This window comes from Nonomuraea sp. NPDC003201 (assembly GCF_053590415.1).
In genome coordinates this window covers 1-18,156 of sequence record NZ_JBSFTC010000093.1, presented here as the reverse complement: position 1 = coordinate 18,156, position 18,156 = coordinate 1, and the positions used below count along the sequence as shown (strand labels likewise).

At 69.7% G+C, this 18,156-nt stretch carries 24 protein-coding genes; 11 read left to right on the top strand and 13 right to left on the bottom strand.

What is annotated here, in order from left to right; all coding sequences use genetic code 11:
• Nucleotides 1–169: 169 nt before the first annotated feature.
• Nucleotides 170–799, top strand: coding sequence for an isochorismatase family cysteine hydrolase (locus tag ACWDX9_RS28705; RefSeq protein ID WP_449959288.1), 630 nt, complete (start codon nt 170–172; stop codon nt 797–799).
• Between the two features lie 207 nt (nt 800–1,006).
• On the opposite strand, the gene ACWDX9_RS28700 is transcribed toward ACWDX9_RS28705, so the two are convergent.
• Both ACWDX9_RS28700 and ACWDX9_RS28695 read right to left on the bottom strand, forming a co-directional pair.
• Nucleotides 1,007–1,408: a hypothetical protein gene (locus ACWDX9_RS28700; RefSeq protein ID WP_449959286.1), complete on the bottom strand. Its 402-nt coding sequence runs from the start codon at nt 1,406–1,408 to the stop codon at nt 1,007–1,009.
• A complete protein-coding gene (locus ACWDX9_RS28695; protein ID WP_449959284.1) occupies nt 1,405–1,719 on the bottom strand; it encodes a hypothetical protein in 315 nt (104 codons plus the stop codon). Before ACWDX9_RS28695 ends, ACWDX9_RS28700 begins: the two co-directional genes overlap by 4 nt.
• 276 nt (nt 1,720–1,995) lie before the next feature.
• Between ACWDX9_RS28695 and ACWDX9_RS28690 the strand changes: the two genes are divergently transcribed.
• Nucleotides 1,996–2,208, top strand: coding sequence for a hypothetical protein (locus ACWDX9_RS28690; RefSeq protein WP_449959282.1), 213 nt, complete (start codon nt 1,996–1,998; stop codon nt 2,206–2,208).
• Nucleotides 2,209–2,341: 133 nt separating this feature from the next.
• Nucleotides 2,342–2,983, top strand: a complete 642-nt coding sequence (locus ACWDX9_RS28685; RefSeq protein ID WP_449959280.1) for a GNAT family N-acetyltransferase — start codon at nt 2,342–2,344, stop codon at nt 2,981–2,983.
• Here ACWDX9_RS28685 and ACWDX9_RS28680 read toward each other — a convergent pair.
• Nucleotides 2,868–3,719, bottom strand: a complete 852-nt coding sequence (locus ACWDX9_RS28680; RefSeq protein ID WP_449959278.1) for a helix-turn-helix transcriptional regulator — start codon at nt 3,717–3,719, stop codon at nt 2,868–2,870. The genes ACWDX9_RS28685 and ACWDX9_RS28680 overlap by 116 nt on opposite strands.
• Nucleotides 3,720–3,805: 86 nt before the next feature.
• Here ACWDX9_RS28680 and ACWDX9_RS28675 point away from each other — a divergent pair, with 86 nt between their 5' ends.
• The gene (locus tag ACWDX9_RS28675; protein WP_449959276.1) at nt 3,806–4,588 is read left to right on the top strand and encodes an SDR family NAD(P)-dependent oxidoreductase; all 783 of its coding nucleotides are present in this window, start codon (nt 3,806–3,808) and stop codon (nt 4,586–4,588) included.
• Nucleotides 4,589–4,635: 47 nt separating this feature from the next.
• Here the strand turns inward: ACWDX9_RS28675 and ACWDX9_RS28670 are convergent, their stop codons facing one another.
• The 3 genes from ACWDX9_RS28670 to ACWDX9_RS28660 form a co-directional block, all read right to left on the bottom strand.
• Nucleotides 4,636–4,968, bottom strand: a complete 333-nt coding sequence (locus ACWDX9_RS28670; protein ID WP_449959274.1) for a hypothetical protein — start codon at nt 4,966–4,968, stop codon at nt 4,636–4,638.
• Nucleotides 4,969–5,113: 145 nt separating this feature from the next.
• On the bottom strand, nt 5,114–5,329 hold the full coding sequence (locus tag ACWDX9_RS28665) for a hypothetical protein (protein ID WP_350742394.1): 216 nt from the start codon (nt 5,327–5,329) through the stop codon (nt 5,114–5,116).
• Between the two features lie 80 nt (nt 5,330–5,409).
• Nucleotides 5,410–5,892, bottom strand: a complete 483-nt coding sequence (locus ACWDX9_RS28660) for a hypothetical protein (RefSeq protein ID WP_363968200.1) — start codon at nt 5,890–5,892, stop codon at nt 5,410–5,412.
• A 337-nt stretch (nt 5,893–6,229) separates the two neighbouring features.
• Between ACWDX9_RS28660 and ACWDX9_RS28655 the strand changes: the two genes are divergently transcribed.
• Complete coding sequence (locus ACWDX9_RS28655; protein WP_449959272.1) at nt 6,230–6,574, top strand: YciI family protein; 345 nt, start codon at nt 6,230–6,232, stop codon at nt 6,572–6,574.
• The gene (locus ACWDX9_RS28650; protein ID WP_449959270.1) at nt 6,571–7,839 is read left to right on the top strand and encodes an RNA polymerase sigma factor; all 1,269 of its coding nucleotides are present in this window, start codon (nt 6,571–6,573) and stop codon (nt 7,837–7,839) included. The genes ACWDX9_RS28655 and ACWDX9_RS28650 overlap by 4 nt, the downstream gene beginning before the upstream one ends.
• Nucleotides 7,840–7,854: 15 nt before the next feature.
• On the opposite strand, the gene ACWDX9_RS28645 is transcribed toward ACWDX9_RS28650, so the two are convergent.
• Both ACWDX9_RS28645 and ACWDX9_RS28640 read right to left on the bottom strand, forming a co-directional pair.
• Entirely contained in the window at nt 7,855–8,337 is a 483-nt protein-coding gene (locus ACWDX9_RS28645) for a hypothetical protein (protein WP_449959268.1), read from the bottom strand.
• Nucleotides 8,334–8,825: an RNA polymerase sigma factor gene (locus ACWDX9_RS28640; RefSeq protein WP_364240750.1), complete on the bottom strand. Its 492-nt coding sequence runs from the start codon at nt 8,823–8,825 to the stop codon at nt 8,334–8,336. Before ACWDX9_RS28640 ends, ACWDX9_RS28645 begins: the two co-directional genes overlap by 4 nt.
• 91 nt (nt 8,826–8,916) lie before the next feature.
• On the opposite strand from ACWDX9_RS28640, the gene ACWDX9_RS28635 reads away from it, so the two are divergent.
• On the top strand, nt 8,917–10,068 hold the full coding sequence (locus ACWDX9_RS28635) for an FAD-dependent oxidoreductase (protein ID WP_449959266.1): 1,152 nt from the start codon (nt 8,917–8,919) through the stop codon (nt 10,066–10,068).
• Between the two features lie 212 nt (nt 10,069–10,280).
• Entirely contained in the window at nt 10,281–10,745 is a 465-nt protein-coding gene (locus ACWDX9_RS28630) for a tetratricopeptide repeat protein (protein ID WP_449959264.1), read from the top strand.
• Between the two features lie 62 nt (nt 10,746–10,807).
• On the opposite strand, the gene ACWDX9_RS28625 is transcribed toward ACWDX9_RS28630, so the two are convergent.
• Both ACWDX9_RS28625 and ACWDX9_RS28620 read right to left on the bottom strand, forming a co-directional pair.
• On the bottom strand, nt 10,808–11,419 hold the full coding sequence (locus tag ACWDX9_RS28625; protein ID WP_449959262.1) for a dihydrofolate reductase family protein: 612 nt from the start codon (nt 11,417–11,419) through the stop codon (nt 10,808–10,810).
• 75 nt (nt 11,420–11,494) lie between these two features.
• On the bottom strand, nt 11,495–12,337 hold the full coding sequence (locus ACWDX9_RS28620; RefSeq protein ID WP_449959260.1) for a helix-turn-helix domain-containing protein: 843 nt from the start codon (nt 12,335–12,337) through the stop codon (nt 11,495–11,497).
• 96 nt (nt 12,338–12,433) lie between these two features.
• Between ACWDX9_RS28620 and ACWDX9_RS28615 the strand changes: the two genes are divergently transcribed.
• A complete protein-coding gene (locus ACWDX9_RS28615; RefSeq protein ID WP_449959258.1) occupies nt 12,434–12,697 on the top strand; it encodes a peptidase inhibitor family I36 protein in 264 nt (87 codons plus the stop codon).
• Nucleotides 12,698–12,867: 170 nt separating this feature from the next.
• A complete protein-coding gene (locus ACWDX9_RS28610; protein WP_449959256.1) occupies nt 12,868–13,875 on the top strand; it encodes a phosphotransferase enzyme family protein in 1,008 nt (335 codons plus the stop codon).
• Between the two features lie 261 nt (nt 13,876–14,136).
• Here ACWDX9_RS28610 and ACWDX9_RS28605 read toward each other — a convergent pair whose 3' ends face one another.
• The 3 genes from ACWDX9_RS28605 to ACWDX9_RS28595 all read right to left on the bottom strand — a co-directional run bounded on the left by ACWDX9_RS28605 (nt 14,137) and on the right by ACWDX9_RS28595 (nt 17,006).
• Nucleotides 14,137–14,385: a hypothetical protein gene (locus ACWDX9_RS28605; protein ID WP_449959254.1), complete on the bottom strand. Its 249-nt coding sequence runs from the start codon at nt 14,383–14,385 to the stop codon at nt 14,137–14,139.
• A gap of 122 nt (nt 14,386–14,507) precedes the next feature.
• The gene (gene lgt, locus ACWDX9_RS28600; RefSeq protein WP_449959252.1) at nt 14,508–15,503 is read right to left on the bottom strand and encodes a prolipoprotein diacylglyceryl transferase; all 996 of its coding nucleotides are present in this window, start codon (nt 15,501–15,503) and stop codon (nt 14,508–14,510) included.
• Nucleotides 15,504–15,932: 429 nt separating this feature from the next.
• Nucleotides 15,933–17,006, bottom strand: a complete 1,074-nt coding sequence (locus ACWDX9_RS28595) for a helix-turn-helix transcriptional regulator (RefSeq protein ID WP_449959250.1) — start codon at nt 17,004–17,006, stop codon at nt 15,933–15,935.
• Between the two features lie 357 nt (nt 17,007–17,363).
• On the opposite strand from ACWDX9_RS28595, the gene ACWDX9_RS28590 reads away from it, so the two are divergent.
• Nucleotides 17,364–18,062, top strand: coding sequence for a hypothetical protein (locus ACWDX9_RS28590; protein ID WP_449959248.1), 699 nt, complete (start codon nt 17,364–17,366; stop codon nt 18,060–18,062).
• The last annotated feature ends 94 nt before the right edge of the window (nt 18,063–18,156 follow it).

The window sequence follows — 18,156 nt, the reverse complement described above, 5'->3', positions numbered from 1 at the left end:
CGTCCGGATAGTGCTGATGCGGGCGGGACGGACAAAGACCCTGTCAAGACTTTGACCGCATTGTCCGGCTCGGTCCGGGACCGGGGTACACCACGAGCGTGAACAGGCACACACCGATGCACAACAAGCCGACCGCGGTGAACAACCCTGACACGAAGCCCACTGCGCGATGACCAGCACGTCCTACGAACTCAGCCGGACCGGGGTCCTCCTGGTCGATCCCTACAACGACTTCTTGTCCGAGGGCGGGAAGATCTGGCCCCGGTTGAAGGAGATCGCCCAGCACGTAGGGCTTCTGGACAATCTACGCGCGGTGGTCGCCGCTGCACGGGAGGCCGGGATCCAGGTATTCGTCGTTCCGCATCGGCAGTGGCAACCCGGAGACTACGACGACTGGAACCACCCCAATCCCACCCAGCGCGGGATCCAGGAACGCCATACCTTCGCAAGAGGCAGCTGGGGCGGCGATTGGCACCCCGATCTCGCCCCCCAGGACGGCGACGTCGTCGCCAAGGAGCATTGGGCACAGAGTGGCTTCGCCAACACCGATCTCGACCTGATGCTCCGGCAGCACGGCATCACCCACGTCATCGTCATCGGCCTGCTCGCCAACACCTGCATCGAGTCGACCGGCAGGTACGCCATGGAGCTCGGATACCACGTGACCCTGGTCCGGGACGCGACCGCGGCCTTCACCGCGGAGATGCTGCACGCGGCTCACGAGCTGAACGGGCCGACCTACGCACACGCCATCACGACGACGGCGGACCTCCTCACGGCGATCCGGTCCGCTCGGTAAGCGATCACCGGCAGGCCACGCCTATGGATCCGCCGCCGAGTTTCCGGGCCTGCCGCACGACCGATCGACCCCGCGCTCGTCCTCGACGTCGTCAGGGTTGAGATCGGCGTACAACGCCCTCAATGGGCAGGTTCTTCCCGGACGGGCCCCTGTACCGCGGTGATGCTGCCGAGGATGAGACAAACGCCCGGCGAGATTGCGCCGGAGCTACCGGGTGGTGAGGGTGCCGGTGGCGTGGAGTGCGTCGCCGGTGTCCACGCCGAGGCGGGCTGACCAGGTCAGGGCCTCATCGAGGGAGGCGTCGTTTTCTCTCAGGCGGGCGGCAGCGAGCGTGGGCGGCACCTTGCCCGTGTCCAGCAGAAGGTTCCACTGGCGCGCGGTGAGAGCCAGGTAGCGCAGATCGGGCAGGTCCGCCAAGACAGTCAGCTCGTGGACGACGGCCCGGGAGAGGTCCAGGCAGCGCAGGTTGGAGATGGTGCGCAGCGGGGCGAGGTCGATGGCGGAGGTGGTACCCAGCTCCAGCGAGGTGAGGTGGCGGTGGCCTTCGAGCGGGGTCAGGCTGGAGCGTGCCGCGCGCGAGTTCAGCCGTACGGTGCCGAGCCGGTTCAAGCGCAACCCCCGCTGGTCGCCCGGCCTGGAAGAACTCTTGCCCGAAGTTCTTCCGGCAGGAGGGTCGACCAGGCGGCCTGCCGCCACTCGGGCGGGAACAAGGGGTTGTGACCGATGACGGCCACCCGATGGCTCGGCCAGGCGCCATCCGCGTCGGTGTCGATGATCAGCAGGGCACGCAGCCGCTCGTCCACGTCGTTGCGTGCGTATGTGCCCTGCGTATGGAGGGCTGCGTGCGTGCGGACGAGGTGTTCGAGTTCGGCCAGGTCGGCGTGGTCGCGTACCGCCGCGGGCACCCAGTCCGTTCCCATGACCGGCCATCGTAGGGGGTGCGTTGAACCCGAGAATCCGCGGCAGCCAGGATCATCTCCTCCTGTCCACGAGCCGGGGGTGGAGGGCGTCCGTGATCGGAGGCCCAGGCTATGGGCCGAGCTTCCCGGGATTCGTCCGGTCTCGGTGCTGCTGAGCGATGGCGCTCCTTCCCGGTCGAGCCCGGCGTGTGGACCCCGACGCCTTCACCGACTACTCGCCGTTCTGGGGGTGGACGGGCTGGGGCCCCGGCGCCGATGCTGGGATGCAGTACCGTCGTGCTCATCGGCCGACTGGAGAGCCGCATGCAGACCCGTACCTGGACTCGCCGTACCGCCGCCTCGGCAGCCGCCCTGGTTACCGTGCTGTCGCTGTGCACCACTCCGGCCAGTGCGAACGCCGGGTCGTCCACGAACACGAACGTGGTCCGCCCGCCGCAGTGCGGCATGATGCCAGCCGACGGCGAATCGGGCGCCAAGCGCCCGGTGTGAGGTCCGCCTGCCGGCCCGCCATGCCCGCATCCATCGAGGATGACGGCCATGACGTCACTACCCATCACCGCCGTTTCTCTGTGGACGGCCCAGGCGATCACCACGAGAGCGGCCCACGGGCGAAGGTATCCATATGTCGTACACGGTTCGGCCCCTGGACGCCGTCTCCTGGGCCGCCTTCGCGGAGCTCGTCGAGCGCAACAACGGTATCTTCGGTGGGTGCTGGTGCGTCGGTTCTCATCCGGAGGGCAACCAGAGAGGGGTCGGCCGTCGCGCGGTCAAGGAGGACCGGGTCCGTACGGGTCGCGCTCATGCCGCGCTCGTCCTCGACGAGCACGGCACCGCGCAGGGATGGTGCCAGTACGGCATCCCCGATGAGCTCCCCGGGATCAAGCACCGGCGCGCGTACGACAAGGAAGCGCCGCCCCGCCCGGACTGGCGGATCACCTGCTTCTACGTCGACGGCCGGCATCGCGGCCAGGGCGTCGCACGGATGGCCCTGGAAGGCGCGCTCGACCAGATCGCCCTGGCCGGGGGCGGCCTCGTCGAGGCCATCTCCGAGCTGACCACCGGCCGCGAGCCGCCGGGCCGTTCCCTGGTGCGGGTGGTCAGCCAGATCGAGACCGCCTCGAGCCCGCGAGCCACCCGGCCGGGAGATCTCAGGTCGGAACGTCCATGCGTTGCGTGCCGACGACCGCCAGCAGGCGCAGCGCCTGTTCGGACGGCGAGCCGGGGACCGCGGTGTAGATCACGACCCGCTGGTCCCGGTCGGTGATGTCGAGAACATCGCAGTTGACGGTGACCGGGCCGACCAGCGGATGCTGGAAGGTCTTCGTCATCATGGGTGCGCCGGCCACGTCGTGGGAGTCCCACAGACGGGCGAACTCCTCGCTTCCCTCGTGGAGCTCACGCACCAGCTCGGCCACCTCGGGGTCGTCAGGGTAGCGGGCGGCGGCGGCGCGCAGGTGGCTGGCCGAAGAACGGGCGAACTCATCCGCATCCGACACCCCGTACAACCGCCGTCCCTGAGGGTGCGGGCCGAGGAAGACGCGGCGCACCAGATTGCGGTCGCGCCGCGACAGGGCGGAGAAGTCCTCCATGAGCGCGGCCGCCAGGTCGTTCCAGGCGATGATCTCGTACATCGCGGACGTCACGATCGCGGCGGCCTGCGGCAGCCGCCGCAGCAGGTCGAGGATGCTCTGGCGCACCTCGCGCGAGGGCCCCGGCGCGGGGGCGGGCGGTGCGCCGGCGAGGCGGTGGAGGTGGTCGCGCTCGGCGTCGGACAGGCGGAGGGCCCGCGCCAGCCCGGCCAGCACCTCCTGCGACGGGCGTGGACCGCGGGCCTGCTCCAGCCGGGTGTAGTACTCGGTCGAGATGAAGGCCAGCTGCGCCGCCTCCTCGCGGCGCAACCCGGGCGTACGGCGGCGCGGCCCGGCAGGCAGCCCCACGTCAGCGGGGATGATCCGCTCGCGCCTGCTGCGCAGGAAGGCCGCCAGTTCTTGTCTGTCCATACTCCCAGCTTGCACGAATGCGCGCAGTCCTGGCATGTACCGGTTGTACCTGGATAAGCCCGGCACACTGGCGGAGGCTGACTGTCATGCACAACGCCAACGACACGTCTATAGGGCTGCTGGCAGGCAAGGTCGCCTTCATCACCGGCGCCGGGCGCGGCATCGGCGCCGCCGCGGCGCGGCTGTTCGCCCGGGAGGGTGCCCGGGTGCTGCTCGCGGCCCGTACGGAGGAACAGCTGAAAGCGGTGACCGAGGAGGTACGGGCGGCGGGCGGAACCGCCGGCTACGTGGTCTGCGACCTCGCCGACGCGGCCAGCGTGCGCGCCGCCGTCGATCGCGTCGTGGACCTGTACGGCCGGCTCGACGTCGCCTTCAACAACGGCGCGACCATCACGCCGCCCGGCCCGATCGACCAGGTGAACGAGGCCGACTTCGACCTCCTCTACGCCGTGAACCTCAGGGGCCCGTGGCTGGCCATGACCGCCGAGATCGCCGCCATCCGGGCCACCGCAGGCACGGGAGCCATCGTCAACAACTCCAGCATCGGCAGCCTGATGGGCAACCCCGAACTGCCCGCCTACGGGGCGATGAAGCGGGCCGTCAACAGCCTCACGGAATCGGCCGCCATCATCTACGGCCCCGAAGGAATCCGCGTCAACGCGATCGCCCCCGGCAACACGCTGACCGAGATGATCCGTACGTGGGAGGAGCACTCCCCCGGTCTCGTCGAGCGGCTCAAGGCCCGGACCCCGCTGCGCCGCGCGGCCGATCCCGACGAGATCGCCCAGGCCGCCGCCTGGCTGCTCAGCGACCGCGCCTCCTTCGTGACCGGCACCGTCCTCAGGGTGGACGGCGGCGCACGCGCCTGACCTGCGACGGGTGGGATTTCGGCGCGTTGCTCGCGCTTTCGGGGCAATCAGGGCTCGCCGGCCTGAGGGGTCACGCGGAGCCGCAACATCCAGGTGTGGCGTCCGTTGAGCTTGTCGGACGTCTCCTCGGCCCCCACGACCGCCGCGTTGCACGGCAGCGCCACCGCGCGTTCCTCCGGCGTGAAGGTCCGCAGCGAGGCGGATTCCAGGCTCGCGAACGAGAGGAAGCCCATGGTGAGCACGCCCGCGGCCAGGAAGAGGCACGCCGCGCTGACGTACGCCCCGGCCCGGGCGTGCGGCTTCCGCCTCAACACGAGGAACAGCACCACGCCCACGATCAGTGCGATGACGGCGAATGCCCCGAAGACGATCGATGCCATCTTTCGTCCTCATGCTGATGGGCGGAGTCTGGTGGGCCGGCCTTGTCCGTTGCGATGCCGGTAGTTGATCAGGCATCGCCTGCATGGCGACTGAAGGCCGCCTGATCGCGTGGTGGTGACGGACAGCTCCGGGGGCCGCGGCCGATCAGGCGCTGGCCGCTGCCCGCCAGCGTCGCAGGATGTCCTCGTCGTCACGGTCACCGTGCCAGGAGGCTTCCTCGTCGATCGCGTGCGGCAGCCAGTCGTGGTAGTCCGGGGCGTCGGGCGTGATGTCCCTGGTGCCGTCGATGCGGGTGCCGTCGGGGAGCACGGTGGAGGTCGGGACGCGAAGGACGCCGCCTGCCAGCATGATCGCGGTCATGTGCTTCATCCCCTCCGTCCCATCTGCCACGGTTCTCTGCCCAGCATAGCGGCCCGGTGCGCCATCGGCAGGGGTGCCGCTCAGCGGATCCCGTACCGTCCCGCGAACCAGGCATAGGCCTGCCGGGCCGCGTCTTCATCCCCGAACAGCTCGATGAGCCGCCGGGCCCGCCGGACCAGCACGCAGGCGAAGGCTTCGGCGTACAGCTCGGTGACCGCCGCCCGGTAAGGCGGGGCGAGGCGTCCGGCGCTCGCGGCGTGCAGGGCCGTCCAGAACGGGGTCTGGGACGGCATGCCATCCATGTCGTCGGCCGCGTGCCCCAGCTCATGGCCCGCCACACTCGCCGACGGCGAGGGCACGCTGCCCACCCCGATCATGCGTCGCCTCGGGTCGTAGACGCCGGCGCTGCGCTCCCACCCGCCCTGCTGAACGGGCAGCGGGATGCCCCGCAAATGCTCGAAGCCCGGTAAGTCCGGCACGGCCCCGGGTCCCACGACGATCCCGCCGCCCAGATGAGCGGCCAGCCGGGTGCCCAAGGCGCGCGGCACCGCGGACAACGTCATGATCGCCAACAGGGTTTCGGCGGGAGGGAACGTGCCCGGACCCCATGCCCGGTGGACGCGATCTTCGAGCGCGCCGACATGAAGCCAGCCCGGCCGTCCTCTGCTCTGGCTGGCCACCCACGTCCTCTGGTCGTCGCTCCGGCAACTGCCGACGTGCTTGGCGCATGAGATGGCAGGCGCGACAACACAGTCGTTGATCGCGAACTTTAGCGTCCGGCGGGGCGCGTCGCACCTCCACCCGGCACGGCCATCACCACGGAGGTGGGTTGTCGAATCCGGGCAGGCCGTTCGACATAAGGGTGTAAGCCAGTAACAAGCACCTGGAAGGACAGCCACCATGGCTCAGTACGCGATCCTCATCCACACGAAGGCCGAGGTTGTTCCCGGAGCGCGGGAGGCCCACGAGCGCCACTTCGACGACATGGTGAACTCCGGCGCGCTGGTCGCGGCCTTCGCCCTGCAGCCCGCCGACACAGCCACCTCGATCCGCGGCGACGTGGTGACGGACGGCCCGTTCGTCGACGCCAAGGAGGTCATCGCCGGGTTCGCCATCATCGAGGCGCCCGACCTGGATGCCGCTCTGAAGATCGCTCGGGCCAATCCCGCCACCCAGCAGGGCGGCGGTGTCGAGGTGCGGCCCGTCGAAGGTGGCTTCATCGCGGATCGGCCCGCCACGGCATGACGCCCCCGGCGGACGTCGAATCGGCGGTCGCGGACGCGTACCGTCGCGGATGGGCCCTGGTGCTCGCCGCGACGGCGGGCGTCGCACGCGACGTGGACCTGGCCGAGGAGTGCGTGCAGGAGGCGTACGCCGCGGCCCTGGCGAGCTGGGCCCGCGACGGGATCCCGGACACGCCGGAGGCATGGCTCACCACCGCGGCCAAGCGCCGCGCGATGGACGCGGTGCGGCGCGAGCAGACGTTCCGCTCGAAACTCCCGCTGCTGGTGGAGCCCGAGGAGACGGAGGACGAGCCGGCCGTCGTCGAGCCGGAGGACGTGGTGCCGGACGAGCGGTTGCGGCTGATCTTCATGTGCTGCCACCCGGCGTTGGCGCAGGAGGCGCAGCTGGCACTCACGCTGCGGCTGGTGTGCGGGGTGACGACCGCCGATGTCGCCCGGGCGCTTCTGGTGTCGGAGCCGACGATGGCCGCCCGGATGACCCGTGCGAAGAAGAAGATCTCGGCCGCGCGGATCCCCTTCCGGCTGCCGGAACGCGCTGAGCTGCCGGATCGGCTGCGCGCGGTGCTCGGCGTGATCCATCTGCTGTTCACCGCCGGGCACACCGCGCCGTCCGGCGCGTCGCTGGTGCGTACGGACCTGGTGGACCAGTCGATACGGCTGGCCAGGACGTTGCGGGAGCTGATGCCCGACGAGCGGGAGGTGCGGGGGCTGCTCGCGCTGCTGCTGGTCACCGATGCCCGGCGCGCCACCCGGGTCGATGCGGGTGGTCGCCTGCTGCGTCTGGAGGACCAGGATCGATCGCTCTGGGACCGTTCGGCGATGTCCGAGGCGCACGGCCTGATCGTGGACGGACTGCGCGGCGGGCGACCCGGCCGCTATGTCCTGCAGGCCGCGATCGCCTCCCTCTACGCCGAGGCGCCGTCCTACGACCAGACGGACTGGCCGCAGATCGTGACCCTGTACGACGAGCTGCTGTCGGTGTGGCCGTCACCGGTGGTGGCGTTGAACCGCACGGTGGCGGTGTCCATGGTCTCCGGGCCGGCGCGGGCGCTGGACGAGGTCGCGGAGCTGGAGAAGGACGGCCGGCTCGCGCGATACCAGTACCTACCGGCGATCAAGGCGGACCTGCTGCATCGGCTGGGCCGCCGGGAGGAGGCCTCGATCGCCTACCGCCAGGCGCTGGAGTTGACCGGAAACGAGGCCGAGCGCGAGTTCCTGACCGAGCGCCTCGCCGGTCCGCATCGGGGGCTGCCTCATCCGTCCTGAAGAGATACCCGGAACTCAGCGCCCATAGTGGGCAGCGAGACTTTCGATCGTGTGGAGCTCCTGGTCGATTTTCGCGAGGGCGGCGCGGCGGTGGTGCGAATCGTTTTGGCCGGGCTCCGGGGTCTGCCCGCGCCGGTGTTCGAGATGCGCCAGCAGGGTCTCGCTGCCCAGGCGGCGGGCGGCGAAGGCGATGACGACTGTGGCGGACTGCATCAGGCACCAGCCCGGCCGGAGCCTGGCGTCCATCGCGTCCTCGCGGCCGGCGCTGTCCTGCACCAGCAGGCGCAGGAACTCGCCGCGCTGCTCGATGACGCGGACATGGGCGACGCCGGGTTCGTAGCGGGGGGTGGCGTGTTCCAGGTCCGCGACGACCTGCCACACCGCCTCGAAGGGGGCGGCGATGCGGCGCTGCCCGACGACGGCGCCGGGCAGGGCGGCCGCGAGTATGGCCAGGCGGTCGATCGGGTCGATATCGGGGTGCGCCACAGGATCGTTCACGATTCCCACACCTCCCGGAACGCGGCCCTGGCCCGATGCAGCCGGGATTTCACGGTTCCTATCGGGATCCCCAACGTGTCGGCGATCTCTTGTTCGCTGAGGCCTTCTTGCGTACGCAACATCAGCACGGCGCGCTGGGAGACCGGCAGGCGTGCCAGGGCGTCATCGATGTCCACCAGCCCTTCCAGAGAGGAGACCTGGCCGGCCACGAGGGTTTCCTCCGCGGCGACCTCCAGGTCATGCCGGTGGGCGAGCCGGATCGCCGTCCGGACCGTGACCGACCGGACCCAGGTCATGATCGCTTCAGGGGCGCGCAGCGACGGCAGGCCCCGGAAGACCGCCAGCAGGGCCTCCTGCGTGGCATCGTCGGCCGCCGCCGGGGCGATCCGAGCGCACAATCGGCGGACGTACGGGGCCAGTTCGTCGAGAAGCCGGTCCAACGCGAGCGCGTCCCCCTGCTGAGCGGCGGCGACGTTCTCGGGGTCCACGCCAGGAAGATTACAAGAACATCAGCCGGAACCTTTCACGGGTTCCCCGCCACTTTCCAGCCAGGAGGACATCACGCAGAAGGGCTATCTTGTGAAATCAGATCTGCACATCGTCGGCGCCGGCCTGACCGGGCTCACCGCCGCCATCGAGGCGGCCGAACGCGGCTGGCGGGTGACCGTCGCCGAGGCAAACCCCCGGCCGGGTGGACGAGCACGCACGCTGGCGGCTCCCTACCGGGCCAACCTCGGCGCCCACGCGATCTACGTGGACGGGTCATGGTGGGCGTGGCTGGAGCGCCGCGGCCTCACCCCGCCCATCGTGGAGGCGCCGCGCCATGCCACCCTCGTCCGGGCCGGAGGCCGGCTCGGTCCGTGGCCGGCCGAACTCAGCCAGGTCATCGCCGCGCTACCCACCGAGGCGCCGGCAGCGGAGTCGTTGCGTGCATGGCTGCTCCGGCACGTCGACGCCAGGACGGCCGAGGCCATCGTCGGAGTGGTCTTCATCTTCACCTTCGACCACGACCCCGGGCGGCTTTCGGCCGCGTTCGCCCACCAGCGCCTGCGCCGGGCGATGGCCGGCGGCGTCCGGTACGTGACCGGCGGGTGGTCCACCCTGGTCGACCTTCTGGCCGAGCGGGCAGCCGGCCTCGGCGCGCAGATACGTACCCGGACACGGGTGCCCGCCCTGCCCGCGGGCCCGACGATCCTGGCCACCAGCCTGGCCACGGCGCGCCGGCTGACCGGCGACCGATCGCTCACCTGGCCCGGCGCCCGCGTGACGACCGTCGACCTGGGCCTGCGGGCCGACGGGGGCCCAGACTGGTTCCGGGTGATGGATCTCGATGACCGGATCTACGCCGCCCGCTACGGCCTCGCCGACCCCACCTTGGCCCCGCCCGGACACGAACTCATCCAGATCTCCGCCGCATGCGCCCCAGGCGAGCGGAAAGCCGACGCCGAACGCCGCGTGCAGCGTCTTCTCGACGAGTCCTGGCCCGGCTGGCGCGCGGCGCTGCAGTGGTACCGCGGCGCCCTGCGCACGGACTGCACCGGAGCCGTCGACCTGCCCGGGACGACCTGGCACGACCGCCCGGCCGTCAGGCGCGGCAACTCCCTCGCCGTGGCCACAGACCAATCAGCCGCGCCGGGACTGCTTGCCGAGGTCGGAATCAGCGCCGCGCAACTCGCCCTCCAGCAGCTCGGCGAAACCCCCAGGCTCGCTGAGGCCCACATGCGGGTCTGATTCTCGCCACGATCAAGGCCGGTCCCGGTGGACGTGCTCGGCTGGGACCCGTACAGACAGCAATCGGGGCTGATCGGCCGGAATGTCGGTCAGCACCCGGAGGTCGTCGCGTGCGGCTCGCGGTCGTTATCCGGGTTGCTCAAGCGAACGTGCTGAGCCGCGTAAGGCGAGTAGGCTGACCGCGCTTGCCCGCGACGATCAAGGAGCCGCTCATGACGACCGACCCGACGATGACCCGGATCGGCCAGGGGGTGGAGTTGCATCACCACCAAGGTCAGCGTGAAGCGGCTCGCGACCTGTTCGCGCAGATCTGGGATGACATCGGCGGCGAGCAAGGCGATCCGCTGCATGTTTGCGTTCTTGCCCACTCGATGGCCGATGTGCAGGACGACGTGCGTGAGGAGCTGATGTGGGATCTGCGGGCGCTTGCCGCCGCCGATCTGGTCACCGATGAGCAGGTGGCCCAAGCCGGGGTGCCGCTTTCGGTGGCCGGCCTGTATCCGTCGTTGCACCTGAACCTGAGTGAGTGCTACCGCAAGCTGGGCGATCTCGATCGCGCCCGTGAGCACCTCCAGCAGGCGCGGGACGGGATCGGCGTGCTTGGCGACGACGAGTACGGGCGGCTCATCAGGGGTGGCCTGGAGCAGGTGGCCAAGCAGTTGGGTGAGACCATCTGACGTCCTCAGGCCAGGACCTCCAGGGTCTCCAGCAGCTCCACCGGTGTCCGTCTCAGCACCCCTTAACGGCGCACCTTGAACCTCAGGTGCAGCACTCCTTCGCCCTGGATGACCACATGGGGATCCTCCAGCAGATGCTGCCCATCGATGCCGCCGAAGTAGCGTTTGCCCGACCCGAACACCACCGGCGCCACGTCCATCGCCACCTCGTCCACGAGGCCGGCCGCCAGGATCTGGCTGCCCACGTCGCCGGCGTTCACAGCGACGGTTCGCTCCCCGGCGAGCTCCTGGGCCTTGTCGATCGCTGCCGTCACGCCATCGACGAAATGGTACGACGCCTCGGGGTGCCAGCCCTCAGGCTTGGGCCGGTGGGACACCACGACCACGTGGTCACCCGCGGGCGGCCGACCCTCCCAGCCGTTCACCAGGTCGAACAGGTGGCGGCCCATCACGATCGTGCCGATCGCCTCCCACATCGACCGGACGTACTCCGCCGATGCACGTGAGACCTTGAAGCCGCTTCCGGCTCCGGAATGGTCGTACTGCTGGTCGCCGCCTTCGGTGATCGGGATGTCGCCGTTGAAGTACCAATCGTGGAGTGGCCCGACGTCGTCGTTCTTGTCGGCGATGAAGCCGTCCACCGACACCACGTTGTGCATGATCACTGTGCCCACAGGTTCTCCCTGGAATCTCCTTGCGCGTTCGTCCCCGATCCTGCCGCTCTCAGGGGCGAGTGGGCTTGTAAAAAATCAATCGGCGGGCATCGGACCGCTGTCCGGCGGGAACCCCCGCTCGGCGGGGAACCGGCGCCGCAGGTCCAGGTATTCCGTCGGGGTATGGCCGGTGAAGTCCTTGAACTCCCTGCTGAAGTGGGCCTGGTCGAAGTAGCCCGCCGTGTGGGCGAGCTGCGACCAGTCGACCGGACGCAGAGCGTCCACGGACACGATCAGCCGCGCGAACCGGTAGATCCGCGCCACCCGCTTCGGGGTGACCCCGACATGAGACTTGAACTGCGTGGCCAGGTGATTGCCGCTCACCCCGGCGGCATCGGCCAGCGCACCGACCGGGACCACACCGTGGGAGGTCTCCAAACACCAGCCTGTGTGCTGGACCAGGTCGAGACCGCGCGACGGCGCCTCGGCAAGCCGCGATCGCAGCTCCTCCTCCAACACCCGCAGTGCCTCGGCGGCCGACGTGAGGTCGCCGACCTGGTTGCGGATCCGATCCAGAGACCGTTGCCAGACGGCGTCGACCGGCACCCATCGGTCCCGCAGTTCGGTCGACGGCATGTCGGCGAACGGCGAGATCCCCCAAGGCTTGAAGTGCACCCCTACGAGCCGCACCGGTGTGGGGTACTCGAAGAGGAAACGCCTGGTCCATACCCCCATGAACCACCCATCGGTGAACACTGCGGGCGGTACCGAGGGATCGGAATCCCACAGGCGGACGGGTCCGCCCAGGTTGATGAACAGGTGTGCCGACGGCATCGGCGGGACGTTCATCCGTCGGTGGCGCGGCACTCCGGTCAGGCAGTAGATGTCGTCGATGAACCGGTCGAGCGGCGGCGCGGGCACCCGGACGACGTACTCCATGGAGTCAGTCTGGCCGACGAGGGTTCAGTTCCGATAACCCTCAGCCCCAGCGCCTTCCGCTCGATCGCCACCGCCGCGATCCCCGCCGCCGCCCTCATGGCCGTCCTCGGCACCGCGCCGAACGCCGCGCAAGCCGCTCCCGGCGGCGGAAAGCCGAACGCCGGTCAGGCCCCGAGGCCTCTCGATCCCAAGCGGTGCCGGCCCGGCATGTTCTGCATCTTCGCCGATCCGGACTTCAAGGGCGACGTCCTCGGGACGTTCGGCGATGTCGCCAACGTCGGCGTCGCCAGCCGGCGCATCGGCGGCTTCAACATCGGCTTCTTCGCCGACGATCTGACCACCGCCTACGGCAGCTGCTAGAGAGCCGGTCATGTAGCCGTCTTGCCGACGTCCGAGATTCTCGGCTCGACCCGCGTAGGAAAGCGCAACCCCGGCTGGTTGACCAGAATTGGCACCTTTTGCTGACTCTTACTCCGAGGGGCCCATAAACCGGTTGCGCGCCGGCCTGGGCATGCCGCCAGAATTGGCGCGTGACTGCGCCCGCCGACCTGGAGTTCCTGGTCGGGCTGCTGGCCGCGTGGGGGTTTCCCCCGGACACGACGATCATCCGAGCCGAGCAGGGGACCAACAACCAGACGTCCGTGCTCCGCCAAGGGGACCTCCGATTCGTGCTACGGGTCAGCCAGACCCTGTCCGCCGCGCAGGTCGGCGCCGAGCACCGGATCCTGCGGTGGCTACGGCAGGCCGGGCTTCCCTTCCAGGTGCCTGAGCCGGTCGCCGCGCTCAGCGGGGACACCGTGATCGAGACCGCGGCCGGGCCCGCCACCGTCTGCCGGTGGATCCCCGGCGTACGGCCCGACCTCACGGACCAGACGGCACTCGAGCGCTTCGGCCGGGCGGCCGGGCTCCTCGGCGAGACGTTGCTGGGCGTGCCGCCAGAAGACGGGCTGGGAGACTGGCGCGGCAATCCTCTGGCGCACCCCGCCGTACCGCACGTCGGCGCCCTTTGCCGTCAGCTGCGCGCCGCCGGGATCAGCGCGGAGCGGGCCGCCCACCTCGACGCCGTGGCACGCCGCGTCGAGCAGGAGTGGCCTGTGGGCGGCGGCGCACTGCCGACCCAGGTCATCCACGGTGACCTGGCGGCCTCGAACGCCCTGGTCGACGAGGACACCGGGGAGGTGAGCGGGCTGCTTGACTTCGAGTTCGCCGGGGTCGGCTTCCTGGTCCAGGACGTGATGGCGGCGCTGTTCAACAGCGGGGCCCTGGAGACGCGCGACTGGCAGCTCCGCACGGCGGCCTTCCTCCGGGGGTACGCCTCGGTCCGCCCGCTGGACGCCGCCGAGGCCGACGCCCTCCCCGGGCTGCTCCTCGCCCGGGCAGTCGGAAGCGCCCTCTGGCGGGCGGGCCGTTGGCTGAACGGGAAAGCGCAGCTCGACGAGGTCGCCGACCGAATCCGCAAGCTGGAGGAAACGACCCGCTGGCTCGACGCCAACGGCGGAAAGCTCCGGTCACTCGCGGCTACCGGCGGGCACGGCTGACTCGGAATTACGGCTGGCGCGAGCTCCACGGCGAAGCTCGGCACCTCGATGTTTTCGCAGGTCGGAGAGTTCAGGGTCCGGCTCATGGCCGGAATTCCCGTCATCTCGGTTGAACCCGCCGCGACGCTCGACGGAAACGCCGGTTGGCCTCCCAGGCGGGCCTGACCCGGCTGTTGCACCCGATCAACACCTGGACCCGGACGAGCGCGAGCGCCTGCGGCCGCCTCCACGAAGACCGGTCACGACTGCGACGCACCTCCGTCAGCCGCGTGGACTAAACGGCCGTGCCCGCGGTGCGCCGGGCGGGTTCCCGGGTGCGGAGAGCAGGAACGGCGCCAGGTGGTTGATCTGGAAGGTGCGCTCGCGCCTGTCAGGGGTCAGGGCGCGGGAGGAGAACAGGGCGCCGGCGTTGTTGGCCAGGACGTCGATGCGTGGACAGCGCTCCAGAAGTTCCCCGGCGAGGCGGCCGAAGTCGGCCAGGTGAGCGTGCGCGCCCGCGCTTTTCGCCACGGCGCGCGCGGCCAGCGTTCGGGCCGCCCGCGCGCAGACTGTTCAAGGACGGCCGCCGGCTCAGATCGGCGGGGGCCGTCCCGCTCCTGCTCGCGGAGCTCAAGCACGGCATGTCGGTCGCGTCAGGTGCTCTCAGCCGGATCGGAGACCTGCCCGCCATTCTCCTCGTGCGAGGCATTGCCTTGTGAGGCCGGCACCACGATCTCTTCGTTGTCTTTGTTACGAGTCATCCAGAGATAGACCAGCGCGCCGACGAACAGCACGATCGAAGTCCACTGGTTGATCCGCAGCCCCAGGAGCGTCACCGCGTGGTCCACCCCGCCGACCGGGTCTATCCGCAGCCCTTCGATCCAGAACCGCCCGAACGTGTAGCCAGCGACGTAAAGGGCGAACAGGCGGCCGTGGCGCAGCGTGAACCGCCTGCCGGCCAGGATCAGTCCGAAACCGAGCGCCGCGTCCCACAGCGACTCGTACAGGAATGTCGGGTGGTAGAGCACGCCTGGCTCGCCGCCGTGCGCCTGGTCGATCTCCAGGCCCCACGGCAACGTGGTCGGGCTACCGTACAGCTCCTGGTTGAACCAGTTGCCCCAGCGGGCGATCGCCTGCCCGAACGCGATGCCGGGCGCGACCGTGTCGGCCACGGCCGCCAGGGACAGCCCCCGGCGGCGGCAGGCCAGCCACATGCCCAGGCCTCCCAGGGCGACCGCGCCCCAGATGCTGAGCCCGCCTTCCCAAATGAACAGCGCCTGGTACGGCTCCTTGATCGCGCGCGGGCCGAAGTAGGTCTGCCAGTCGGTGATGACGTGGTAGAGGCGAGCCCCGATCAGGCCGAAGATCACTCCGGGGACCGCCAGGTCGCCGATCGTGCCCTTCTCGCCGCCGCGAGCGCGCCAGCGGCGCTCACTCAGCCAGATGCCGAAGCCGATCGCGATGATGAAGCACAATGCGTAGGCCCGGATCGGGATGAATCCGAGATACCAGACCCCTTCGGAAGGGCTGGGAATCGAGGCGAGAGGCATGCCGGTGAGGCTAGCCAACGCGAGGCCGCTTGGCCGCCTTCGTGACCTGATCGCGAGCCTTCTGCGACGTGACGCGACGTAGCCGAACCGGTGCGGCATCCGATGGCCGTTCGGTTGCTGCTCAATCCCCGCCGCCGAACAGGGCCGGGACGCCGACCTGCTGGTTCCTTGTAGGTCATCCAGCACCTGTGGCTGACGCCTCCACCCCGTCTGGCAGCAGGGTCGTGCTGGGGGAACGACCTGTACTCGGCGGTGACGGCGATCCACCGCCAGACGGCCACAACGACCACCATCGGGCCCGGCGTCCCCACGCTCGCCATGGCGATCACACCCGACGGTATTACGACCTACGATCACCGGCGCGCTGTCGACCGCGATCCCGGCCGCGCGGACGCCTTCGTTCGACGGCCCCTGCGTCGTCGTCACCCACCAGAAGCAGGGAGGCGTAACCCTGCTATGACCCGCCGAGCGCGGCGCGTCCCTGAAGACGCTGCGACCGTCACCGGTCCAGGGTCCCGGCCGGGCGTCTCAGGTCCACACTTCCGGGGGATGGGCCATGAGAAGTTGTGCGACGAACTCGCGCCGGCTGCGAACGCCGGCCTTGGTGAAGATCGACTTGAGATGGTCCTGCACGGTCAGTGGCGTCGTGCAGAGGATCTGGGCGATGTCGCCGGTGCTGCGGCCCTGCACGATGCGCAAGGCGACCTCGCGTTCGCTGGGAGTGAGCCCGTAGGAGGCGAACACCACTGGCATGATGTCGGCGGGCGAGGCCGGGGTGATCACCACCACTGCGGGTCCGTCCGCCTTACCTCGCAGCAGCGAGGCGTGCAGCACGAACCATCTGCCGTCGCGCCCCCGCACCCGCAGGCCCGAGGGAGTCCGGATGCCTGTCGCCGCGCTCCTGGCCTGCTCGGCCACCATGACGAACGACGTCGGCACGGTGAATATCGAGCCGGAGTCGTCGGTGAATTCGCCGAGCAACCGTTCTGCCTGCTCGTCGGCACCAAGCAGGTGGTTGTCGGGCCCCAGCACCACCACGGCGGGCGGCAGTGGCGGCTGAGTGAAAGGCGAGTGCAGCAACTGGCTGCGCTGCAGAGCGATGCCGAGATGCCGCGCGGCGCGCTGGGCCAGCACCAGCTCACCGGCCCGGTACGGGCCCCGGTCGGGGGCGCGCATGAACGCCGCACAACCCCACATCCCGCCTCCGGCGTCGAACACCGCGCGCAATTCGTCACCGAAGCCGGCCGGAGCGATCTGCTCGCGATAGCGCAGACTGCGCCGCAACACCCCGCCGGTGGCGCGGCTGAGGGTGTCGGCGCCGCGACCGCTGAGCCGGATCTCGGGGAACCTCGCGACGTCATCGCCCCAGATCTCCAGCTGCACCGCCTGGCGAAAATCGTCCAGCTCCAGATCGTCGGTGAGCACCGAGTTGACCAGCCCCGTCGCCGGATCAGTCGTGTGCCAGCACACCGCGTCGAATCCGAGCACATCCCGAAGCATCGGATCGGCCTGCCGGAACACCTCCGGCGCGCTCAAACCCGCCCTGGCCAGGTCCCGTAAATCAGAGATCACCTGGCGCTCCACTTCCCTGCGCGAGATCACGGCGGCAGCCTAACTCGTCGCCCGGAATATCCCAGATATCTGGGATATTCACGGACTTCTCCTTGCTGTGATCATGAGCTGGTCATCCCCCCGACTGAACCAGGAAGACGCATGCCGCCTCGCAGATCCCCGCGACGAAAACCCCTCATGCTCGTCCTCGCCACCGTCTCCTTCCTCCTCTCCCTCCTCACCGCGATCACGATCACCCCCGCACCCGCCTTCGCCGACGGAACCTGTTCCACCAGCGGCGGCCCCGGCGGAGGCGACGGAGGCGGAGGTCCCGGCGGCATCCCGGAAGATCCCGACGCGGATCCGAGTCAAGAGCCGCAGCTGACGGACGAGGAGATGCAGGCGTACGTGGCGGAGAACGAGAGCCCCTACGGGCTGAGCGGCAATCCGCACGTCTATCCCGACACCGCCGACCCCCCGCACCCCTCGGTGGGCGTCGGGTTCAACCTTGACCGCCTTGACGCCCCCGCCCTGCTGGCGGCCGTCGGCGCCAATTACGCCGCGGTACGCGCCGGAACCCAGGACCTCACGCCGCTTCAAATCAGCACCCTGTTCCAGGCCGACTACCGCACCGCCGTCGCGAACGCCCGCCGGGTGTTCCACAATTTCGACCTTCTGACGTCGGCCCGGCAAGTCGTGCTGATCGACATGCTGTACAACCTCGGTCCCGGGAGATTCGCCGAGTTCAAGGCCACGATCAATGCCGTGAACACCGGCAACTTCCTCGCCGCTTCGGTGCATATGCAGAACTCGAAATGGGCGAAGCAGGTCGGCAACCGGGCCAAGAAGAACGGGAGGCTGATGAGCCAGGGCGCGGTATGTGACCCCAAAGACAGGCCGCGCCACGTCCCCGTCCCCCACGGAGGCGGTGGCGGCGGTGCCACATATCCCGGCGGCATCGAGGTCATGCCGGTAGGCGGGAACAGCCAATCCGACTTCGAAATGATGCTCAGGAGCATCGCCAGCGAAGTCCGCTGCTACACCATGACCGTCACGGTCACCGGGCCAGGCGGAACATATTCAGCCTCAGCGATCCGCTGCGACTGACCTGGAAGCGGGGGGGGGGGGGGGGCGGCCCGCCCCCCCTGGCTGGTTTGAGGGGGGGGCCGTTGCGGTGGGTGCGTTGTGCGGGTCAGCGGGC